This window comes from Rhizobium sp. SRI_017, from assembly GCF_057586295.1.
In genome coordinates, this window is sequence record NZ_JBYCZP010000002.1 from 368764 (window position 1) to 386308 (window position 17545).

Below are 17545 nucleotides of genomic sequence, written 5' to 3' on the forward strand. Positions count from 1 at the left end.
TCGATCTTAACTGCTCTATCGTAGCGATGCCGGACTGCTTGCGCTCCCGCGGGCATTTTTCTATTACCGAATCGGGAGACTGGTTGTTGAGGGAACTTTTCACCCGAATGATCCATTACGTGCACGGATACCGCTCGGTGTAGTGCCCTGAATCCTGGAGATTGAAATATGAAGAAGACAATTATCGCCGCTGCCATGGCCTGTGCCGCCGCCATTACTTTCAGCGCTCCGGCCTCGGCCGACAGCATCAAGGTGATCGTGAAGCCGCGCGTGCCCGTGGTCAAGAAGGTGATCATCCGCCAGCCCTGCTATTACAAGACTGTCAAGGTGATCAAGAACCGCAAGACGATCATCACCAAGACGCGCGTTTGCCCCTGATCGGCGGGCGCAAGCTTGAGTTTTGGAAGGCCCGGGCCGTGCGCTCGGGCTTTTTCTTTCTCGCCACGACAGTCTCGAACAATCATCATTCCGGCTGGCAGGGCATTACGAAAATTTCATCCTCGCCGCGCCTTGCATTTGCAGTCATTATTGTGGAATCTTCATATGTTCCGGTCCTTGAAACCGGAATGATTTGAGAGCCGTTCGATGTCCTTTTGGGAAAAGCTGCTTAATGCCATAACCGAGACCGCCACAAACGCACTTTCCGGCCTGGTCGAGGCAATCCGTACAATTTTTGAAGGTGACCCGGAAACGCGCCGTCAGGTGGCGTTCTCGGTTGCAGTCATTGCTCTGTCTGCAAAGATGGCGAAAGCCGATGGCATCGTGACCGAACACGAGATCGACGCCTTCCGCGAGATCTTCCAGTTCCCCGAGGGCGAAGCGCGCAATGTCGCGCGGCTCTATAATCTCGCCAAGCAGGATGTTGCGGGCTACGAGGCCTATGCCGAGAAGCTTTCGGGCCTCTGCAGTTCCGGCAACGCGAATTGCCCAGTGCTGGAGAATGTGCTGGACGGGCTCTTCCATATCGCCAAAGCCGATGGCGCCATCCATGAGAAGGAAGTCGGGTTCCTGGCCAGTATCGCTGCGATCTTCCGTATTTCCGACGAGCATTTCGAGCGCATCATAGAGCGCCACGTCCATGTCGAGGGGCGTGACCCCTATCTCGTGCTCGGTGTTTCGCGAAACGATGACTTTCCGACCATCCGCAAACACTATTATCGCCTGGTGCAGGAGCATCACCCAGACCGCCTGATCGCGCGGGGCGTGCCGGCAAGTTTCCATGTCATCGCCAATGACCGCATGGCTCGCTACAACGCGGCCTATGCAGCAATCGAGCGAGAGCTTAAGGCGGCATGAGCGGCTTCGCGCCGGACTTCAATCGTGCCGACGTCAAACCCTCACCAAATTTTGGTGAGCGGAGCGATGGTCGTGTGCCTGACATGCTGATCCTGCACTATACCGGCATGCCGACGGCCGACAGTGCGCTCGACTGGTTGACAAGAGCCGAGAGCGAGGTCTCAAGCCACTATTTCGTCTTCGAGGATGGCCGCGTCTTGCAGCTTGTGCCTGAGTCCGCGCGGGCCTGGCATGCGGGCAAGAGCTGTTGGAAGGGCGAGACGGATATCAATTCCGCCTCCATCGGCATAGAGATCGCCAATCCGGGCCATCCCGGTGGCCTGCCGGACTTTCCGGCGCAGCAGGTTGCGGCTGTCATCGAACTCTGTCGCGATATTGTCGATCGCAATGCGATTGTGCCCGAACGCGTGCTCGCCCATTCCGACGTCGCGCCGGTCCGCAAGATCGATCCCGGCGAGCGATTCCCATGGGCGACGTTGGCTGCTTCGGGCATAGGGCATTGGGTTGAACCGAGTCCCGTTGCCGGCGGGCGCTTCTTCCAGCAGGGCGACGGCGGCCCACCGGTCGAGGCGCTCCAGGCCATGCTCGTGCTCTTCGGCTACGACGTGCCGGTGAGCAGCGACTATTGCGCGCGAACCCGGGGCGTCGTCGAAGCGTTCCAGCGCCACTATCGCCAAGAGCGCGTCGACGGCATTGCCGACGCTTCGACAATAGACACCCTGCATCGGCTGCTCAAGGCTTTGCCCGGCGCCTGACTTGGCAACTTTCTGTTGTCGGCCTCCATTGTAACCGGTATTCAGTCTGCTGCGGGACGCAGAAGGAAATCCGTAGTTTCGAATGGCGATCATCGGCATAGATCTTGGAACGACCAACTCACTCATCGGCGTATTTGAAGACGGTAAGGCGAACCTGATCCGCAACGGCCATGGCAGTTTCCTCACGCCATCGGCCGTCTCCATCGGCGCCAACGGCGACATCGTCGTCGGCGAGACGGCGCGCGAAATGGCGCTGGCCAATCCCGAAGGCGCCGTCATGTCCTTCAAGCGCTGGATGGGCACCGATAAGGTGGTAAAGCTCGGCCGCCAGTCGTTCCGCGCCGAGGACCTTTCTTCCTTTGTCCTGCGCTCGCTGATGGACGATTTCCGCGCCCAGCATGGCGAGGCGGTCACCGAGGCGGTGATTTCCTGCCCGGCCTATTTCAACGATGTCCAGCGCAAGGCGACCATCCATGCGGCCCGGCTCGCCGGCCTCAAGGTCGAGCGGCTGATCAACGAGCCGACTGCAGCCGTGCTGGCCTATGGTCTGGAGACACGTGAGGAGGGGCAATTCCTGGTCTTCGACCTTGGCGGTGGCACCTTCGACGTGTCGGTCATGCACAAATATGACGGGGTCTTTGAGATTCGCGCTTCGGCCGGCGACAACTTTCTCGGTGGCGACGATTTCAGCAATACGCTGGCACGGCTGCTGTGCCGCAAGGGCCAGGTTGACATCGCGACACTGGCAGGCGTCGAACTTGCCCGCCTCATTCGTGGCGCCGAGGCTGTCAAGCTCGAACTCACGGCGCGGCAGGAGGTCGAGTACCGGATCACGCTTTCGAACTCCACGCTCGAAGGTCGAATTACCCGCGACGATTTCGAGATCGAATGCGCCGACCTCTTCCGGCGCCTGCGTCAGCCGCTGGAGCGGGCACTGCGGGATTCGACCATCGCGCCCGACGCGCTGGATGCCATCGTGCTGGTCGGTGGTGCGACACGCATGCCGGCCATCCGCCAGATGATCGCGCGTCTCTTCGGCAAGCTGCCCTATGCCGGCATCAATCCGGACGAAGTCGTGGCCCAGGGTGCCGTCATCCAGGCGGCACTCAAGGCGCGCGCGGCGGCGGTCGAGGATGTGCTGCTCACCGATGTCTGCCCCTTCACCCTCGGCATCGGCACAATGCGGAGCCGGCCGGATGGCCGGCGCGAGGACGTGGTGTCGCCGATCATCCAACGCAATGCGACCGTGCCGATCAGCCGCTCGGAATCCTTCGTCACGCTCGACAACAACCAGACCGAGATCGACCTGCGCGTCTATCAGGGCGAGAACATGCGGCCCGAGCACAATATCCTGATCGGCAATATGCGCGTGAGGGTGCCGCCGAAGCCGGCGGGCGAGGAGACCGTCGATGTCCGCTTTACTTACGACCTAAACGGCGCGCTGGAGGTCGAGGCGACAGTCAATTCGACCAGGCAGGTGTTCAAGACCGTGTTCGCCAACAGCATCGGGCTCGGCGAAGCCGATCTCGCCGCTCGCTTTGCCGAACTCGCGCTGCTCAAGCTCGCGCCGCGCGACCAGGCGGAAAACAAGGCGCTGATTGCTCGCGCCGAACGGCTCTATGCCGAGGCGCTCGACGAGGACCGCAACGCGATCTCCGAGGGCCTGATGCAGTTCCATGCGGCCATCGAGGATCAGCGCCTGCGCGACGTCGAGCGCATCAGGCAGGAGTTCCGCGAATTCCTCGATCGCTTCGACAAATTCGTCTTCACGCGGGGCTGAGGGCGATGGCGCTGCGCTATCCCTGGTCGGTGCTCGAAATCTCGCCGACGAACGACGCCGCCGAGATCCGCAAGGCCTATGCGGTGAAACTTCGCGTCACGCGACCCGACGAGGATCCCACGGGATTTCAGGCCTTGCGCGAAGCGCGGGACGCCGCGCTGGCCGAATGCCGCTACGTCAATCCGCCGAAGGCCGTCGAAGTGGTCGCGCCGGGACCTTCTGAACAGGTGATTGAGCCGGCGGTCGATCATACGCCGACGCCTGAACCGATCGTCGAGCCGCCGGACCCCGAACCGCCTGCGGCGGCAGATGTCGGCACCGTGAATCTCAGCGAACTGCTTGAAGCTTCAGGCGCGATGGTGGACGATGGGTCTCCCGATATCGCGGAGATGCTGGATGGTGTGGGCAAGGCCCACCCCTGGCGCGATCTCAAGGCTCAATGGTCTGAGCTTTTCGACGCCATGGAGGCGGACGCCCTCTCGAACCATGACTACAACATGTGGACGGTCCTGCCGCGGCTTCTTGAGGATATCAAGCGGCAAGCCGGTGAATTGCCCGACGTGTCGAATTGGCAGGTCGATCCCCGTGGTCGTGATGCCGGGCCATTGGGTGACTATGCGGCGATCCTGCGCGATTTCGAAAGCCGCTTCGGCATCTTGAACCAGGACACGGTTTTGCTCGAATATTTGGGTGAAGAAGATGCGCGCGACTTTTTGAGTGCTCTCACAATTGCCGTTGGCCGTGAGTCAATGCCGCAACCGGCGGAGCGGCCGGTCATCAATGTCGAGCCAATCGAGCCGGCCTATGTCGAGGCGGCCTGGGGCGATGACCTGAAAATGCTCGACTATTATCGCGAAGCGAGGGCGAAGGACTCGTTTCCCTGGAGTTTTTCGTGGCTCGCACTGTTTTTTCCGCTGCCGTTTGCTCTCTATTATCGGCTCACGGGGCTCGCCGCGCTGATCATCATCCTTGTCGCTGCGACAGCGGCGTTTCATGTCATGCGGGTGCAGGGTATGAATGTGCCTTATGGCCAACTCGCCTCGACTGTCTATCTCATCACCGCCGGCGCGCTTGCTTTCAACTGGCGACGGATACGGGTTCAGGCGCTTGTCTCGCGCGTGCACAAGCTCACCAATGAGCGCAGGGGATCGGCCGAAATTCAGGCCAATCTGAAGTCATGGGGCCAGCCGAATTCTTCCGGCCTATGGGTTGGCACAATCATCCTGATTGCCGCCGGCATCGTGCGGGTTCTGGCTCGCTAGCGAGCGTTCGCGCCGACATCAGGGCCATTGCCGCGAGGCCGGCATCTGCTCCATAAGGGAGCGAGTCGAATTGCCGGAGTTCTCATGACCCCTCAGTTTCAGTACGCCATCGTCGGACGTGGCCTCACCGGCGCGGCGGCGGCGCGCCATCTCGCGGAACAGGTTCCCGGCGTGGTGTTGATCGGCCCCGATGAGCCGGCGGATCGCGCGACGCATGATGGCGTCTTCGGGAGCCACTACGATGAGGGTCGCATCACCAGGACGATCGATCCGGACGAGAACTGGGCGCGCTTTGCAAATCGTTCGATCGCGCGCTATCGCGATATTGAGACGCGCAGCGGCATCACCTTCTTCTCTGAGAAAGGCTGCCTGGTCTCAGGGCTGACGACCGGCCCGAGCCAAGACTATATGGTCAGTGTGCGCGATAGCGCGGCAAAGCTCGGCGTCGAGATCGAACTGCTCGATGATGCCGGACTTGCGGAGAAGTTCCCATATTTCTCCTTCCCACAAGGGTCCGAGGCCGTGTTCGAGCCGAAGGGTGCTGGCCATGTCAGCCCGCGCAATCTGGTCGCGGCCCAGACGCGCCTTACCGAGCTTGCCGGCGGCACGGTGCTTCGCAAGCAAGTGGAGGCGATCCATCAGCGCGACGGTCATGCCGAGATCGTGCTTGATAACGGCGATGTCATCACGACAGCGAAGGTGCTGGTCGCAGCCGGCGGCTTCAGCAACAAGCAAGGCCTTTTGCCCGATCCGCTCGACCTCAATGTCTATGCCCGGACGGTCGCCTTCTTCGAAGTCGACGAGGCGGAGGCTGAACGGCTGGCGGAGATGCCTTCGATGATCTTCAAACCCGAAGATGCCATGCTCGGCGTCTACATGCTGCCGCCGATCCGCTATCCCGATGGCAAGACCTATCTCAAGATCGGCGGCGATGTCGTTGATATATCGCTCGAAACCGAGCCAGACGTAAGAAACTGGTTCAAGACAGAGGGCGATGCCGAAGCGCGGAAACATCTGATCCACAACATGGTCAATCTACTGCCGGGGCTGAAGATATCTCGGATCCATACCGACTCCTGCGTCGTCTCCTACACGCCGACCGGCTATCCGGCGATCGGCTGGACCTCGGCCTCGTCGATCGCGGTCATGGCTGGCGGATGCGGGGCAGCCGCCAAGAGTTCGGACGAGATCGGCCGGCTTGGGGCAGAACTGCTGCTGCATGGCAGAATCATCGACCAGGCGTACCGTGCGGATTTTACTCCGCAATTTCTCTGATCAGTTATTTTGCCGATTTTGCTTCCCTTCGTGTCCTCGCTCCCCTAAATGACCCCTGCCAGTTGGCTGGGCAGCCGCGCTTCGCAATGGTCGAAAGGCCGCGAGGTGAGGAAAGTCCGGGCTCCACGGAAACACGGCGCCGGATAACATCCGGCGGGGGCGACCCTAGGGAAAGTGCCACAGAGATCGAACCGCCCGGCATGCCGGGTAAGGGTGAAAAGGTGGGGTAAGAGCCCACCGCGGACCTGGCGACAGGGACGGCTTGGTAAACCCCGCCGGGAGCAAGACCGAATAGGGATGACACGTGCGCGCAAGCGCCAGGGCCGTTTCCGGCCTCGTCATCCGGGTGGGTTGCGTGAGGCGTTGTGCGAGCAACGCCCCAGATGAATGGCTGCCACGTTCCGGGCGACCGGAGCCATACAGAACCCGGCTTACAGGCCAACTGGCTCATTTCCTCGTTTCTTTAGAATTTCATAATTTTCACACGGCGGGCGTGTCCTAACCTTTCGTTAAACTTAACAGCCTATGAATATTGTGAGCATTTGCGCTCCGAAATGAGCATGATCCCATTGACGCCCATATTTGCCCATGTTATCCCAAATGCACACAATACAAGGGCAATGTAAGGCCCGTTTCCCATCAGGTGAGGATCGGCCCTCGGGGTCGTCTGAACCTCGCGCAAACGCGCGGGGAGGCGAAAGTCTGTTCAGTATTTTCAGTTGCGTAGCGGGTCCGTCTGGCGGCGGCGCCGCGGAAGTCGGAGCGTCAGTCTCGCGTCATGCCCCGGTTCCTTTCGAGTGCGACGAACAGGATCGATGCGAAGGGAAGGGTCTCCGTGCCCGCCTCCTTCCGCACTGTTCTCGGCGCGATGGGCATCGAGGAGCTCTACTGCTTTCAGGACTTTCATTTTCCGGCGATCAATATCGGCGGCCCGGACCTGCTTACGCGTTTCGAGCGGCAACTCGAAGGTCTGGATCCGTTCTCGCTGGAGGCCAACAGGATTTCGCTGATCGTTCACGGCGGCGGGATGTTCATGCGGCTCGATTCCGAGGGCCGGCTATCGGTGACGGACTTTGTCCGGAGCCATACGGGGATAGCCGGGGAGATCACCTTCGTGGGTCGGTCGGACTACTTTCAACTGTGGCGGCCGGAAGAGTTTTCGGCGGCCCAGACGGCGGCAAGGGAAGAGTTGAGGAAACGAGGCCTCGGCTCTTCATGATGCGGGGTATGGGCTCTATGGCGGATCATGGCAGCGAAAGCGATGCCATTGGCGGATCGATCCGGCATGTGCCTGTTATGCTGGCGGAGGTGCTCGAACATCTCGCGCCAGCTCCCGGCACCGTCATCCTCGACGGGACCTTCGGCGCTGGCGGCTATACGCGCGCAATTCTGGAACAGGGCGCCAGCGTCATCGCGCTCGATCGCGATCCGAATGCGATCGCGGGGGGGCAGGCGCTCGTCGCAGAATTCAGCGGCAGGCTTACGCTCAAGCATTCCACATTCAGCCGGCTCGACGATTTCGCCCCTGATGGCGGGCTTGATGGCGTCGTGCTCGATGTCGGCGTCTCCTCCATGCAGATCGATGAGGCCGAGCGCGGCTTTTCCTTCCAGAGGAACGGTCCGCTCGACATGCGCATGTCGTCCGACGGCGTCAGCGCGGCCGATGTCGTCAACAAGGCGCGCGCCACCGATCTGATCCGCATCTTCAATTTTCTCGGCGAGGAGCGGCAGGCAAGCCGTATCGCGCGTGCCATCGAGAAGCGTCGTGCCGAGAAGAAATTCACCACGACGCGGGATCTCGCGAGCCTGATCGAGATGGTCAATCCTCGCCGTGCCGTCGACAAGATCCATCCCGCGACGCGCGTCTTCCAGGCGCTGCGCATCTATGTGAACAACGAACTCGGCGAACTGGCCGGCGCGCTCTTTGCCGCCGAGCGGGCGCTCAAGCCCGGCGGACGCCTCGTCGTCGTCTGCTTTCATTCGCTCGAAGACCGGATCGTCAAACGCTTCTTCGCCGACCGCGCCGGCAAGGCCTCGGGCTCGCGGCACCTGCCCGAAATCGCCCAGGCGCCTGTTATCTTCGAACCCATTTCCCGCCAGGCTGTCGCCGCAAGTGATGCCGAGGCGGATGTCAATCCGCGTGCACGCTCCGCCAAGCTTCGCTCCGGCATTCGTACCCAATCTCCGCCGGGCAAGGCCGATCTCACGATCTTCGACCTGCCGCAACTCGCCAGCATCGAAAGGATGGGGGGCTGATGTTTCGTACCCTCGATATCATTCTCGCGGTGGTGATGACGGCCGTCGCCGCGGTCACCTACACGATCAAGCATCAGGCGGAACTCAAGCTCGAGGAGGTCCGCAAGATCGAAGCCGAGATCAAGCTCGAACGCGACACGATCGACCTTCTCAGGGCTGACTGGGCACTGCTTACCCAGCCGTCGCGGCTCACCAAACTGATCGAGACCTACAAGGAAGAGCTACAGCTCGCGCCGACGGAATCGACGCAGCTCGTGCAGCCTTCGGAGCTGCCGATGCTCAAGGCGGAACTGCCGGTCTTCGACCCGGCGGACGCCGACAAGGACGGCAAGGTCTCCCCCAAGGAAGCCAAGGCGCATGAAAAGAAAATGGCGGAAGCCGCAAGACTTGAAGCTGAGAAGATCATAACGGGATCGGTGAAGTCGGAATGAGCTTTCTCTCTCGCATCATGGTCTTGAAGAGCAAGGCCCATTTCAACACCGGCGCCGGGGGCCGCGAGATCGGTGCGCCCGCGACGCTCACCTTCGAGGGCACCCGCAAGTCGATCGGTGGCCAGACCCGCAACCGCATCGCCATCATGATCGGCGCCTTCACCATCGTCTATGCCGTGATCGGTGGGCGGCTGGTGCAATATGGCATGACCGCGCCACAGACCGTGGCTTCGATCATGCGGGCCGACAACACGGTGGCCTCGCGCCCCGACATTCTTGACCGCAATGGCGAAGTGCTGGCCACTGACGTGCGTACGGTCTCGCTCTTCGTCGAGCCGCACAAGGTCGTCGATCCCGACGAGGCGCTCGAACTTCTGTCGACGGTGCTTCCCAATCTCGACACCAAGGCGACCTACAAGAAGCTCACGCACAAGTCGCATTTCCAGTGGCTCAGCCGCCAGCTTACGCCCAAGCAGCAGAGTGAAATCCTGGCACTCGGCATTCCCGGCATCGGCTTCCGGCCCGCCAAGCGACGTTTCTATCCGAGCGGCCCTGTCGCCGCTCACTTCGTCGGCTATGTCAATATCGACAATCGCGGCGTTGGCGGCATGGAGAAATATCTCGACACGCAGGGCCTCGCCGATCTCGCCGAACTCGGCATGACGAGTGTCAACGCAAAGCTCGAGCCGGTTCGGTTGTCGATGGACCTCCGAGTCCAGAACATCGTGCACGACGTGCTCGTGACCGCGATGGGGAACTACAAGGCCATCGGCGCCGGCGCCGTTGTGCTTGATGCCAATACAGGCGAGGTGATTGCACTGGGTTCGATGCCTGATTTCGATCCCAACAATCCGGCCGAGACGATAGACCGCAAGACCAAGAGCGATATGAACCGCGTCTCGGGCGGTGTCTTTGAAATGGGCTCCACCTTCAAGGCCTTCACCAGCGCCATGGCGCTGGATTCCGGCAAGGTGACGATGAACGACACGTTCGACGCCCGTCGGCCGCTCTACATCGGCGGCTTCACCATCCACGACTTCCATGCGACCCGGCGCATCCTGTCGGTCACGGATGTCTTCGTCCACTCCTCCAATATCGGTTCTGCCAAGATGGCGGATGCGGTGGGAATCGATGGCCACAAGGAATTCCTGACACGCCTCGGCCTGCTGACGCGTCTCAACACCGAACTGCCGGAGACGGCGACCCCGTCACAGCCGAAGGTCTGGAAAAAGATCACCTCGATGACTGTCGCCTTCGGTCACGGCGTGTCGACCACGCCCCTGCAGACTGCCGTTGCTGCCGCCGCGCTGATGAATGGCGGCAAGCTGATCCAGCCGACCTTCCTGCCGCGTAGTCTCGAGCAGGCTGACGAGAATGCCGTGCTGGTGCTCAAGCCGAAGACCGTCGAAAACATGCGCATGCTCTTCCGCGCGAACGTGATCGACGGCTCCGGCCGCCGCGCCGACACGCCGGGCCTGCTGGTGGGCGGCAAGACCGGCACGGCCGAAAAGGTCGTGAATGGCCGCTATTCGAACTCGGTTCGGTTCAACGCCTTCATCGCGGCCTTCCCGATCACTGATCCGAGATATATCGTGCTTACGATCATCGACGAGCCGACGGTTCCGCATAAGGGATGCGGCGTCACGGCGGGCTGCAATGCGGGCATCATGGCCGGTGAGATCATTCGCCGCGCGGCACCCATGCTGGGCGTCAAGCCACGGTTCGGTCTCGACGGAACTGCCTTGCTTGAGTCGTATTGACGATTAAAAACGAAATCCTGATTCGGATGGACAGGGGGACGTGGGCGGATGAAGCTCGGGGACGTTGTGGGCGCAGCCTATTCTGAGGCCGCACCTTTTGCAGATCTCACGGTGACGGGTATTTCCTCCGACAGCCGCACAGTCGCGCCGGGCAATCTGTTCTTTGCCTTTGCCGGCAGCAAGGCGGATGGCTCGGCTTTCGCGGCGGATGCCGCGGCCAAGGGCGCCGCTGCAGTCGTCACTGCGAAAAACACCCCGCTCTCCGGTCTCTCCATTCCTGTTATCCAGGTCGATGATCCGCGCCGGATGCTGGCGCTCTCGGCGGCGAACTTCGCGGGCGCCCAGCCAAGGACGATGGTCGCAGTGACCGGCACGGCCGGCAAGACGTCGGTCGCTTCCTTCACCCGCCAGATCTGGGCGCAGGTCGGCATTGCGGCGGCGCAGATCGGCACGACCGGCGTGATCGCCCCCAATCGTAACGACTATGGCTCGCTGACCACGCCGGACCCGGTGTCGCTCCATAAGCTGCTGGCCGAACTTGCGGGCGAGGGCGTTAGTCACGCCGCAATGGAGGCGTCGAGCCACGGCCTCGACCAGCGCCGCCTCGATGGCGTCAAGCTCGCCGCCGGTGCCTTCACCAATCTCGGCCGCGACCACATGGATTACCATCCGACCGTCGAGCATTATTTCCAGAGCAAGATGCGGCTGTTCGATACGCTGCTGCCGAATGGCGCACCAGCAGTGATCTATTCCGACGACGAATGGTCGGGCAAAGCGATTGCGGCTGCTCGGGCCGCAAGCCTCGATGTCTGTACGGTCGGCCGCAAGGGCGAGTTCCTGTCGCTGAAGCGTGTCGAACATTTTCGCGACAAGCAGGTCGCCGAGGTTCATGTTGGCGGCGATATTTTCGAAGTGCACTTGCCGCTGGCCGGTGATTTCCAGATCGCCAATGCGCTCGTGTCCGCAGGGCTCGCGATCGTCACTGGCGTTTCGGCCGCAAAAGCCTTCCAGGCTCTGCACCACATCAAGGGCGCTCCGGGCCGTCTCGAACTGGTCGGCCAGACGAAGGTCGGCGCTCTCTGCTATGTCGACTATGCCCATAAGCCGGATGCGCTCGAAATCGTACTGGCTTCCGTCCGGCCGTTCACGACCGGCCGCGTGGTCGTGGTCTTCGGCTGCGGCGGCGATCGCGACAAGGGCAAGCGGCCGATCATGGGCGAGGTGGCGACGCGTCTCGCCGATATTGCCATCGTCACCGACGACAATCCGCGCAGCGAAGTGGCCGAGCAGATCCGTTCCGAGATCATGGCTGCGGCGCCCGGTGCGATCGAGATCGGCGACAGGGCCACGGCGATCCGCGATGCGGTGGGCATGCTGCAGGCCGGCGACACATTGATCGTCGCCGGAAAGGGCCATGAAGAGGGCCAGATCGTCGGAGACAAGACGCTGCCCTTCTCGGATCACGAAGAAATCAGGAAGGCGCTCGCCGCATGACCGAGCTTCTGTGGAAAACCGCTGACATGATCGAGGCGATGGCCGGTCGCCCGAGGGGCACGATGCCCAAGGGGATCGGCGGCATTTCGATCGATTCCAGAAGCATCGCGCCAGGTGACGCCTTCTTCGCCATAAAGGGCGATCGCGTCGATGGCCATGACTTTGCCAATGTTGCGGCCGCCAATGGCGCGGGCGTGCTTGTCGTGTCGGAAGGCCGGTTGCCGGCGCTGGGGTCCGTTCATGCGCCTCTGATCGTCGTGCCCGACGTGCTCGAGGCGATGGAGAAGCTGGCACATGCGGCGCGCGACCGTTCGCAGGCCAAGATCATCGCGGTCACAGGTTCGGTCGGCAAAACGACAACCAAGGAGATGCTGCGGCATGTGCTCTCGGCCTGCGGCAGCGTTCACTATTCCCCGGCCTCTTTCAACAATCACTGGGGCGTGCCCCTGACGCTGGCTCGGTTGCCCGAGACGGCAGATTTCGGCGTCTTCGAGATCGGCATGAACCATCCGGACGAGATTCGTCCGCTGGTGAAGATGGTCCGCCCGCATGTCGCCATCATCACCACCATCGCCGCGGCCCATCTCGGCAATTTCAAGAGTTTGGAGGAGATTGCTGCCGCAAAGGCCGAGATCTTCGAAGGCGTGACGGATGACGGCCATGTGCTGATCAACAGGGACAACGACCAGTTCGAATTCCTTGAAAATGCTGCGACTGCCTGCGGCATCGCCAACATCCACTCTTTCGGCGCGCATGTGAAAGCCGACTTCCGCCTTGTCGATTACCAGGCAGAAGGCGATGCTGCGACTTTCTGGGCTGTCATCGGTGGACGCACCGTCGAGGTCGCTCTCAAGGCACCAGGTCGGCATATCGCCGAGAACGCGGTTGCTGTCCTCGCCGCCGGCCATCTCGCTGGTGCCGATCTCGACAAGGTTGTGGCTGCCTTCGGTGACGTCTCTGCCGCCAAGGGGCGCGGCCAGCGCATCCGCCTTCGGGCCGCCGATGGGCCGTTCACGCTGATCGATGAGAGCTACAATGCCAATCCCGCTTCGATGCGGGCAGCGATTTCGCTGCTCGACACGGCCACACCGGGTGAGGGCGGACGGAAGATCGCCATTTTGGGCGACATGCTGGAAATGGGCGAGTACTCGGCCGAGGTCCATGCCGGTTTGTCGGCTCCGCTCAAGGAATCAGGTGTAACCGACATCTGGCTGGCCGGTCCGGACATGGCGCATTTGCGCGATGCGCTCGGGTTCGATAAGGAGACGGGTTCCGGCAAGGAGACCATCTATTTCGGCACGGCGGACGAACTCTCGGCCCATGCGCTGGAGAATGTCCGCAGTGGCGACGTCCTGATGGTGAAGTCGTCCAACGGGACGGGCTTCGGCCGCGTCGTGGCGGCACTGACCGCGAAATTTCCGGCCGCGTGAAGCGGCCTAACGGGGAACAGATTGATGTTTTTGTGGCTTGTAGAATTTGCTGATCACCTGCAGGCCTTCAATCTGTTCCGCTACATCACGTTCCGCGCAGGTGCCGCGCTCTTCACCTCGACCTTCATCGTCTTCATGTTCGGTCCGCGCATGATCGATTCGCTCCGAGTCCGGCAGGGCAAGGGCCAGCCGATCCGCGCCGACGGGCCGCAGACGCACCTGAAGAAGGCCGGTACGCCGACCATGGGCGGCCTCATGATTCTCGTTTCCGTGGTGGTGTCGTCCCTACTCTGGGCCGATCTCGGCAATGTCTATGTCGTCTCCTGCCTGCTCGTGATGCTGGGCTTTGGCCTGATCGGCTTCTATGACGACTATCTCAAGGTGACCAAGCAGACGACGGCCGGATTTTCGGGCCGGATGCGGCTCTTGGTGGAGGCGCTCATAGCCGCCGTCGCCGTCTATTTCATGATGCGCACGGGCATTGCTGCTGGCCAGCCCGGCTCGACGATCGGCACGTCTGTTGCCTTTCCCTTCTTCAAGGATCTTCTGCTCAACCTCGGCTATTTCTTCATCATCTTCGGCGCTTTCGTGATCGTTGCCGCCGGCAATGCCGTGAACTTCACTGATGGTCTCGACGGTCTCGCGATCGTGCCGGTCATGATCGCCTCGGCTTCCTTCGGCGTGATCGCCTATCTCGCCGGCAATGCAGTCTTCTCCAATTATCTGCAGATCAATTTCGTGCCCGGCACCGGTGAACTGACGGTCCTTGTCGCGACGGTGATAGGGGCCGGTCTCGGCTTCCTCTGGTTCAACGCCCCACCCGCCGCCATCTTCATGGGCGATACCGGCTCGCTCTCGCTTGGCGGCCTGATCGGTTCGGTCGCCGTTGCCACCAAGCATGAGATCGTCATGGCCATCATCGGCGGCGTCTTCGTCATGGAGACGCTTTCGGTCATCATCCAGGTCGGCTCGTTCAAGCTGACCGGCAAACGCGTGTTCCTGATGGCGCCGATCCACCATCACTTCGAGAAGAAGGGCTGGACCGAAAGCCAGGTCGTGATCCGCTTCTGGATCATTTCCGTGATCCTCGCTCTCGTTGGCCTTGCCACCCTCAAGATCCGGTAATCCGATGATCGTCAGCTCTTTCAAAGGCCGCAAGGTCGCGCTTTTCGGGCTCGGCGGCTCGGGTCTCGCAACGGCGGAAGCGCTTGTGGCGGGCGGCGCTGACGTCTCCGCCTGGGACGACAATCCGGATTCGGTCGCCAAAGCTGCGTCGCGGGGCATCGGCACGGCCGATCTCCGCAGCGTCGACTGGAGCGCCTTTGCCGCTTTCGTACTGTCGCCCGGCGTGCCGCTCACCCATCCCAAGCCACACTGGACGGTTGATCTGGCGCATGCGGCGGGGGTCGAGACCATCGGTGACGTCGAGCTCTTCGTCCGCGAGCGCCGGGTGCTCTCGCCCGATTGCCCCTTCATTGCCATTACCGGCACGAACGGAAAGTCGACCACGACGGCGCTGATTGCCCATATCCTGAAATCTTCCGGCCGCGACACGCAGCTCGGCGGCAATATCGGCACTGCGGTGCTGACACTTGATCCGCCCGCGCCGGACCGTTTCTACGTCGTGGAGTGCTCGTCGTACCAGATCGATCTGGCCCCGACGATCAACCCGACAGCGGGCATCCTGCTCAACCTCACCCCAGATCATCTCGACCGCCACGGCACGATGCAGCATTATGCCGACGTCAAGGAGCGGCTGGTCGCGGGCTCGAAGACGGCGATCATCGGTGACGACGACAGCTTTTGCAGTCTGATCGCCGACCGCGTTGAAAAGGCTGGCGTCGACGTCGTCCGTATCTCGCGCCGCCATGCGCTCGAAAATGGCCTCTACGCCGAGGGGACGAAGATCCTTCGCGCGAAGAACGGCAACGCGGAAGGTGTCGCCGACCTCGACGGCATCCAGACCCTGCGCGGCTCGCACAATTCGCAGAATGCCTGCGCGGCTATCGCCGCCTGCCTCGCGGTTGGAGTCTCCGTCACCGAGATTCAAATGGGTCTCCGCTCTTTCCCCGGTTTGATGCATCGCATGCAGCCAATTGGCCGCCGCGGCGCTGTGACTTTCGTCAACGATTCCAAGGCGACCAATGCCGAAGCGGCGGCGCCGGCGCTTTCGTCCTATGATCGGATCTACTGGATCGCGGGCGGTCTGCCCAAAGAGGGTGGTATCACCTCGCTCAAGCCGCTCTACAACAGGATCGCCAAGGCCTACCTGATCGGCGAGGCGGCGCCGCAATTCGCCGCGACACTCGGCACCGACGTGCCCTACGAAATCTCCGGCACGCTCGACAATGCCGTGCGCCATGCCGCAGCGGACGCGGAGCGGGATGAAGTTCCCGGCGCCGTCGTGATGCTTTCGCCGGCATGCGCAAGCTTCGACCAGTTCAAGAATTTCGAAGTCCGCGGCGACCATTTCGTGTCGCTCGTCGCTGCTCTTGACGGCGTCAGCATGCTGATTTGACGGGCTGCCGTCAGGCTGACTCACGGTTGCGTTCTTAGGCTCAGATTCGGCTGGCAGCCACGTTGCGGCGGACGTGGTTAACAGCAAATTAATCGATTGCCTGCATCATGGCGAAAAACGAGGAATTTGCGTATGGTAAGCAGAGCGGAGCGGGGACCACTGGCGGAGTGGTTCTGGACGATCGACCGGTTTTTTCTGGCGGTTTTCGTGCTTCTCATCGGCACCGGTTTCATGCTGTCCTTCGCCGCTTCGCCCGCTGTTGCCGAGCGCATCGGCCTCGACAGTTTCCATTTCGTCGAACGCCACGCCTTGTTCCTGCTGCCCTCGCTGGTGGTGATGATCGGGCTTTCCTTCCTCACGCCACGTCAGGTGCGCCGCACTGCCGTGATCATGCTGGTCGTTGCGCTTGTGATGATGGTGCTGGTCCTGTTCGTCGGCATGGAAGTGAAGGGTTCGCGCCGCTGGATTACCATTTCCTTCGTCTCCATCCAGCCATCCGAATTCATGAAGCCGGCATTCGTCGTGGTTTGTGCCTGGCTCTTTGCCGAGCATCAGCGCCAGCCCGATATTCCCGGCAATCTCTTCGCGATGATCCTGCTGGTCATCGTCGCTGCCCTGCTGATCGCCGAGCCTGACCTCGGCCAGACCATCCTCACGACCTCCGTCTGGGGCGCGATGTTCTTCATGGCAGGGATGCCGTGGATCTGGATCGTGCTCATGGCCGGCGCCGGGGCCGGGGCAATCTTTTTTGCCTATGGCTTCTTCCCGCATGTGGCAGCACGCATCAATCAATTTCTCACCGGCGAAGGCAATACCTTCCAGGTCGACACCGCCCATGAGGCGATCCTGCGCGGCGGCTGGGCCGGTGTCGGACCGGGCGAGGGCATCGTCAAGCGCATCCTGCCGGACAGCCATACCGACTTCGTCTTCTCGGTCGCGGCCGAGGAATTCGGCATCATTTTCTGTCTGGCGATGGTCGGGCTTTACATCTTCGTCGTGATGCGCGGCCTCAACCACGCGTTCCGCGACCGCAATCACTTCACCCGTTTCGCGGTCGCTGGCCTCGTCCTGCAGATCGGCCTACAGTCGATCATCAATATCGGCGTCAATCTGCAGCTTCTGCCGGCAAAAGGCATGACGCTGCCGCTGATTTCCTATGGCGGTTCGTCGCAGATTGCCATATGTGTCACCGCCGGATTCATACTGGCCTTGACACGGCACCGGCCCGAAAAGCGCGCTCAGGAGCGCAGCTTCTTCCGCGGCGGCCATGGTGTGCCCGCGGAGTGAA

At 61.7% G+C, this 17545-nt stretch carries 16 protein-coding genes and 1 other RNA gene; all 17 read left to right on the forward strand.

The genetic code is table 11. The features are described from left to right. Positions 1–168 precede the first annotated feature (168 nt). The 17 genes from AC2YI2_RS06545 to ftsW all read left to right on the forward strand — a co-directional run bounded on the left by AC2YI2_RS06545 (position 169) and on the right by ftsW (position 17544). On the forward strand, positions 169–378 hold the full coding sequence (locus tag AC2YI2_RS06545) for a hypothetical protein (protein WP_487385631.1): 210 nt from the start codon (positions 169–171) through the stop codon (positions 376–378). After that, a complete protein-coding gene (locus AC2YI2_RS06550; protein WP_487385632.1) occupies positions 369–575 on the forward strand; it encodes a hypothetical protein in 207 nt (68 codons plus the stop codon). The genes AC2YI2_RS06545 and AC2YI2_RS06550 overlap by 10 nt, the downstream gene beginning before the upstream one ends. Positions 576–585: 10 nt before the next feature. Further along, entirely contained in the window at positions 586–1296 is a 711-nt protein-coding gene (locus AC2YI2_RS06555) for a TerB family tellurite resistance protein (protein ID WP_487385633.1), read from the forward strand. After that, positions 1293–2051 (forward strand): N-acetylmuramoyl-L-alanine amidase, encoded by a 759-nt coding sequence (locus tag AC2YI2_RS06560; protein WP_487385634.1) that lies wholly within the window; start codon positions 1293–1295, stop codon positions 2049–2051. Before AC2YI2_RS06555 ends, AC2YI2_RS06560 begins: the two co-directional genes overlap by 4 nt. A gap of 82 nt (positions 2052–2133) precedes the next feature. Continuing rightward, complete coding sequence (locus AC2YI2_RS06565) at positions 2134–3831, forward strand: Hsp70 family protein (protein ID WP_487385635.1); 1698 nt, start codon at positions 2134–2136, stop codon at positions 3829–3831. 5 nt (positions 3832–3836) lie between these two features. Beyond that, positions 3837–5093 carry a hypothetical protein gene (locus tag AC2YI2_RS06570; protein ID WP_487385636.1) on the forward strand — a complete coding sequence of 419 codons (1257 nt, stop codon included), beginning with the start codon at positions 3837–3839 and terminating at the stop codon, positions 5091–5093. 84 nt (positions 5094–5177) lie between these two features. After that, positions 5178–6368, forward strand: coding sequence for an NAD(P)/FAD-dependent oxidoreductase (locus AC2YI2_RS06575; protein ID WP_487385637.1), 1191 nt, complete (start codon positions 5178–5180; stop codon positions 6366–6368). 58 nt (positions 6369–6426) lie between these two features. Next, an RNA gene (rnpB, locus tag AC2YI2_RS06580) (RNase P RNA component class A) lies at positions 6427–6818 on the forward strand. Between the two features lie 328 nt (positions 6819–7146). Next, complete coding sequence (gene mraZ / locus AC2YI2_RS06585) at positions 7147–7587, forward strand: division/cell wall cluster transcriptional repressor MraZ (protein ID WP_487385638.1); 441 nt, start codon at positions 7147–7149, stop codon at positions 7585–7587. Between the two features lie 17 nt (positions 7588–7604). After that, the gene (gene rsmH, locus AC2YI2_RS06590; RefSeq protein WP_487385639.1) at positions 7605–8624 is read left to right on the forward strand and encodes a 16S rRNA (cytosine(1402)-N(4))-methyltransferase RsmH; all 1020 of its coding nucleotides are present in this window, start codon (positions 7605–7607) and stop codon (positions 8622–8624) included. Next, positions 8624–9055 carry a cell division protein FtsL gene (gene ftsL, locus AC2YI2_RS06595; RefSeq protein WP_487385640.1) on the forward strand — a complete coding sequence of 144 codons (432 nt, stop codon included), beginning with the start codon at positions 8624–8626 and terminating at the stop codon, positions 9053–9055. Before rsmH ends, ftsL begins: the two co-directional genes overlap by 1 nt. Next, the gene (locus AC2YI2_RS06600) at positions 9052–10815 is read left to right on the forward strand and encodes a peptidoglycan D,D-transpeptidase FtsI family protein (RefSeq protein ID WP_487385641.1); all 1764 of its coding nucleotides are present in this window, start codon (positions 9052–9054) and stop codon (positions 10813–10815) included. Before ftsL ends, AC2YI2_RS06600 begins: the two co-directional genes overlap by 4 nt. 48 nt (positions 10816–10863) lie before the next feature. Beyond that, the gene (locus tag AC2YI2_RS06605) at positions 10864–12309 is read left to right on the forward strand and encodes a UDP-N-acetylmuramoyl-L-alanyl-D-glutamate--2,6-diaminopimelate ligase (RefSeq protein WP_487385642.1); all 1446 of its coding nucleotides are present in this window, start codon (positions 10864–10866) and stop codon (positions 12307–12309) included. Continuing rightward, entirely contained in the window at positions 12306–13739 is a 1434-nt protein-coding gene (locus AC2YI2_RS06610) for a UDP-N-acetylmuramoylalanyl-D-glutamyl-2,6-diaminopimelate--D-alanyl-D-alanine ligase (RefSeq protein ID WP_487385643.1), read from the forward strand. Before AC2YI2_RS06605 ends, AC2YI2_RS06610 begins: the two co-directional genes overlap by 4 nt. A gap of 24 nt (positions 13740–13763) precedes the next feature. After that, positions 13764–14864 carry a phospho-N-acetylmuramoyl-pentapeptide-transferase gene (gene mraY / locus AC2YI2_RS06615; RefSeq protein WP_487385644.1) on the forward strand — a complete coding sequence of 367 codons (1101 nt, stop codon included), beginning with the start codon at positions 13764–13766 and terminating at the stop codon, positions 14862–14864. Between the two features lie 4 nt (positions 14865–14868). After that, on the forward strand, positions 14869–16257 hold the full coding sequence (murD, locus tag AC2YI2_RS06620) for a UDP-N-acetylmuramoyl-L-alanine--D-glutamate ligase (RefSeq protein WP_487385645.1): 1389 nt from the start codon (positions 14869–14871) through the stop codon (positions 16255–16257). A gap of 132 nt (positions 16258–16389) precedes the next feature. Beyond that, positions 16390–17544, forward strand: a complete 1155-nt coding sequence (ftsW, locus tag AC2YI2_RS06625) for a putative lipid II flippase FtsW (RefSeq protein WP_487385646.1) — start codon at positions 16390–16392, stop codon at positions 17542–17544. Position 17545 lies beyond the last annotated feature (1 nt).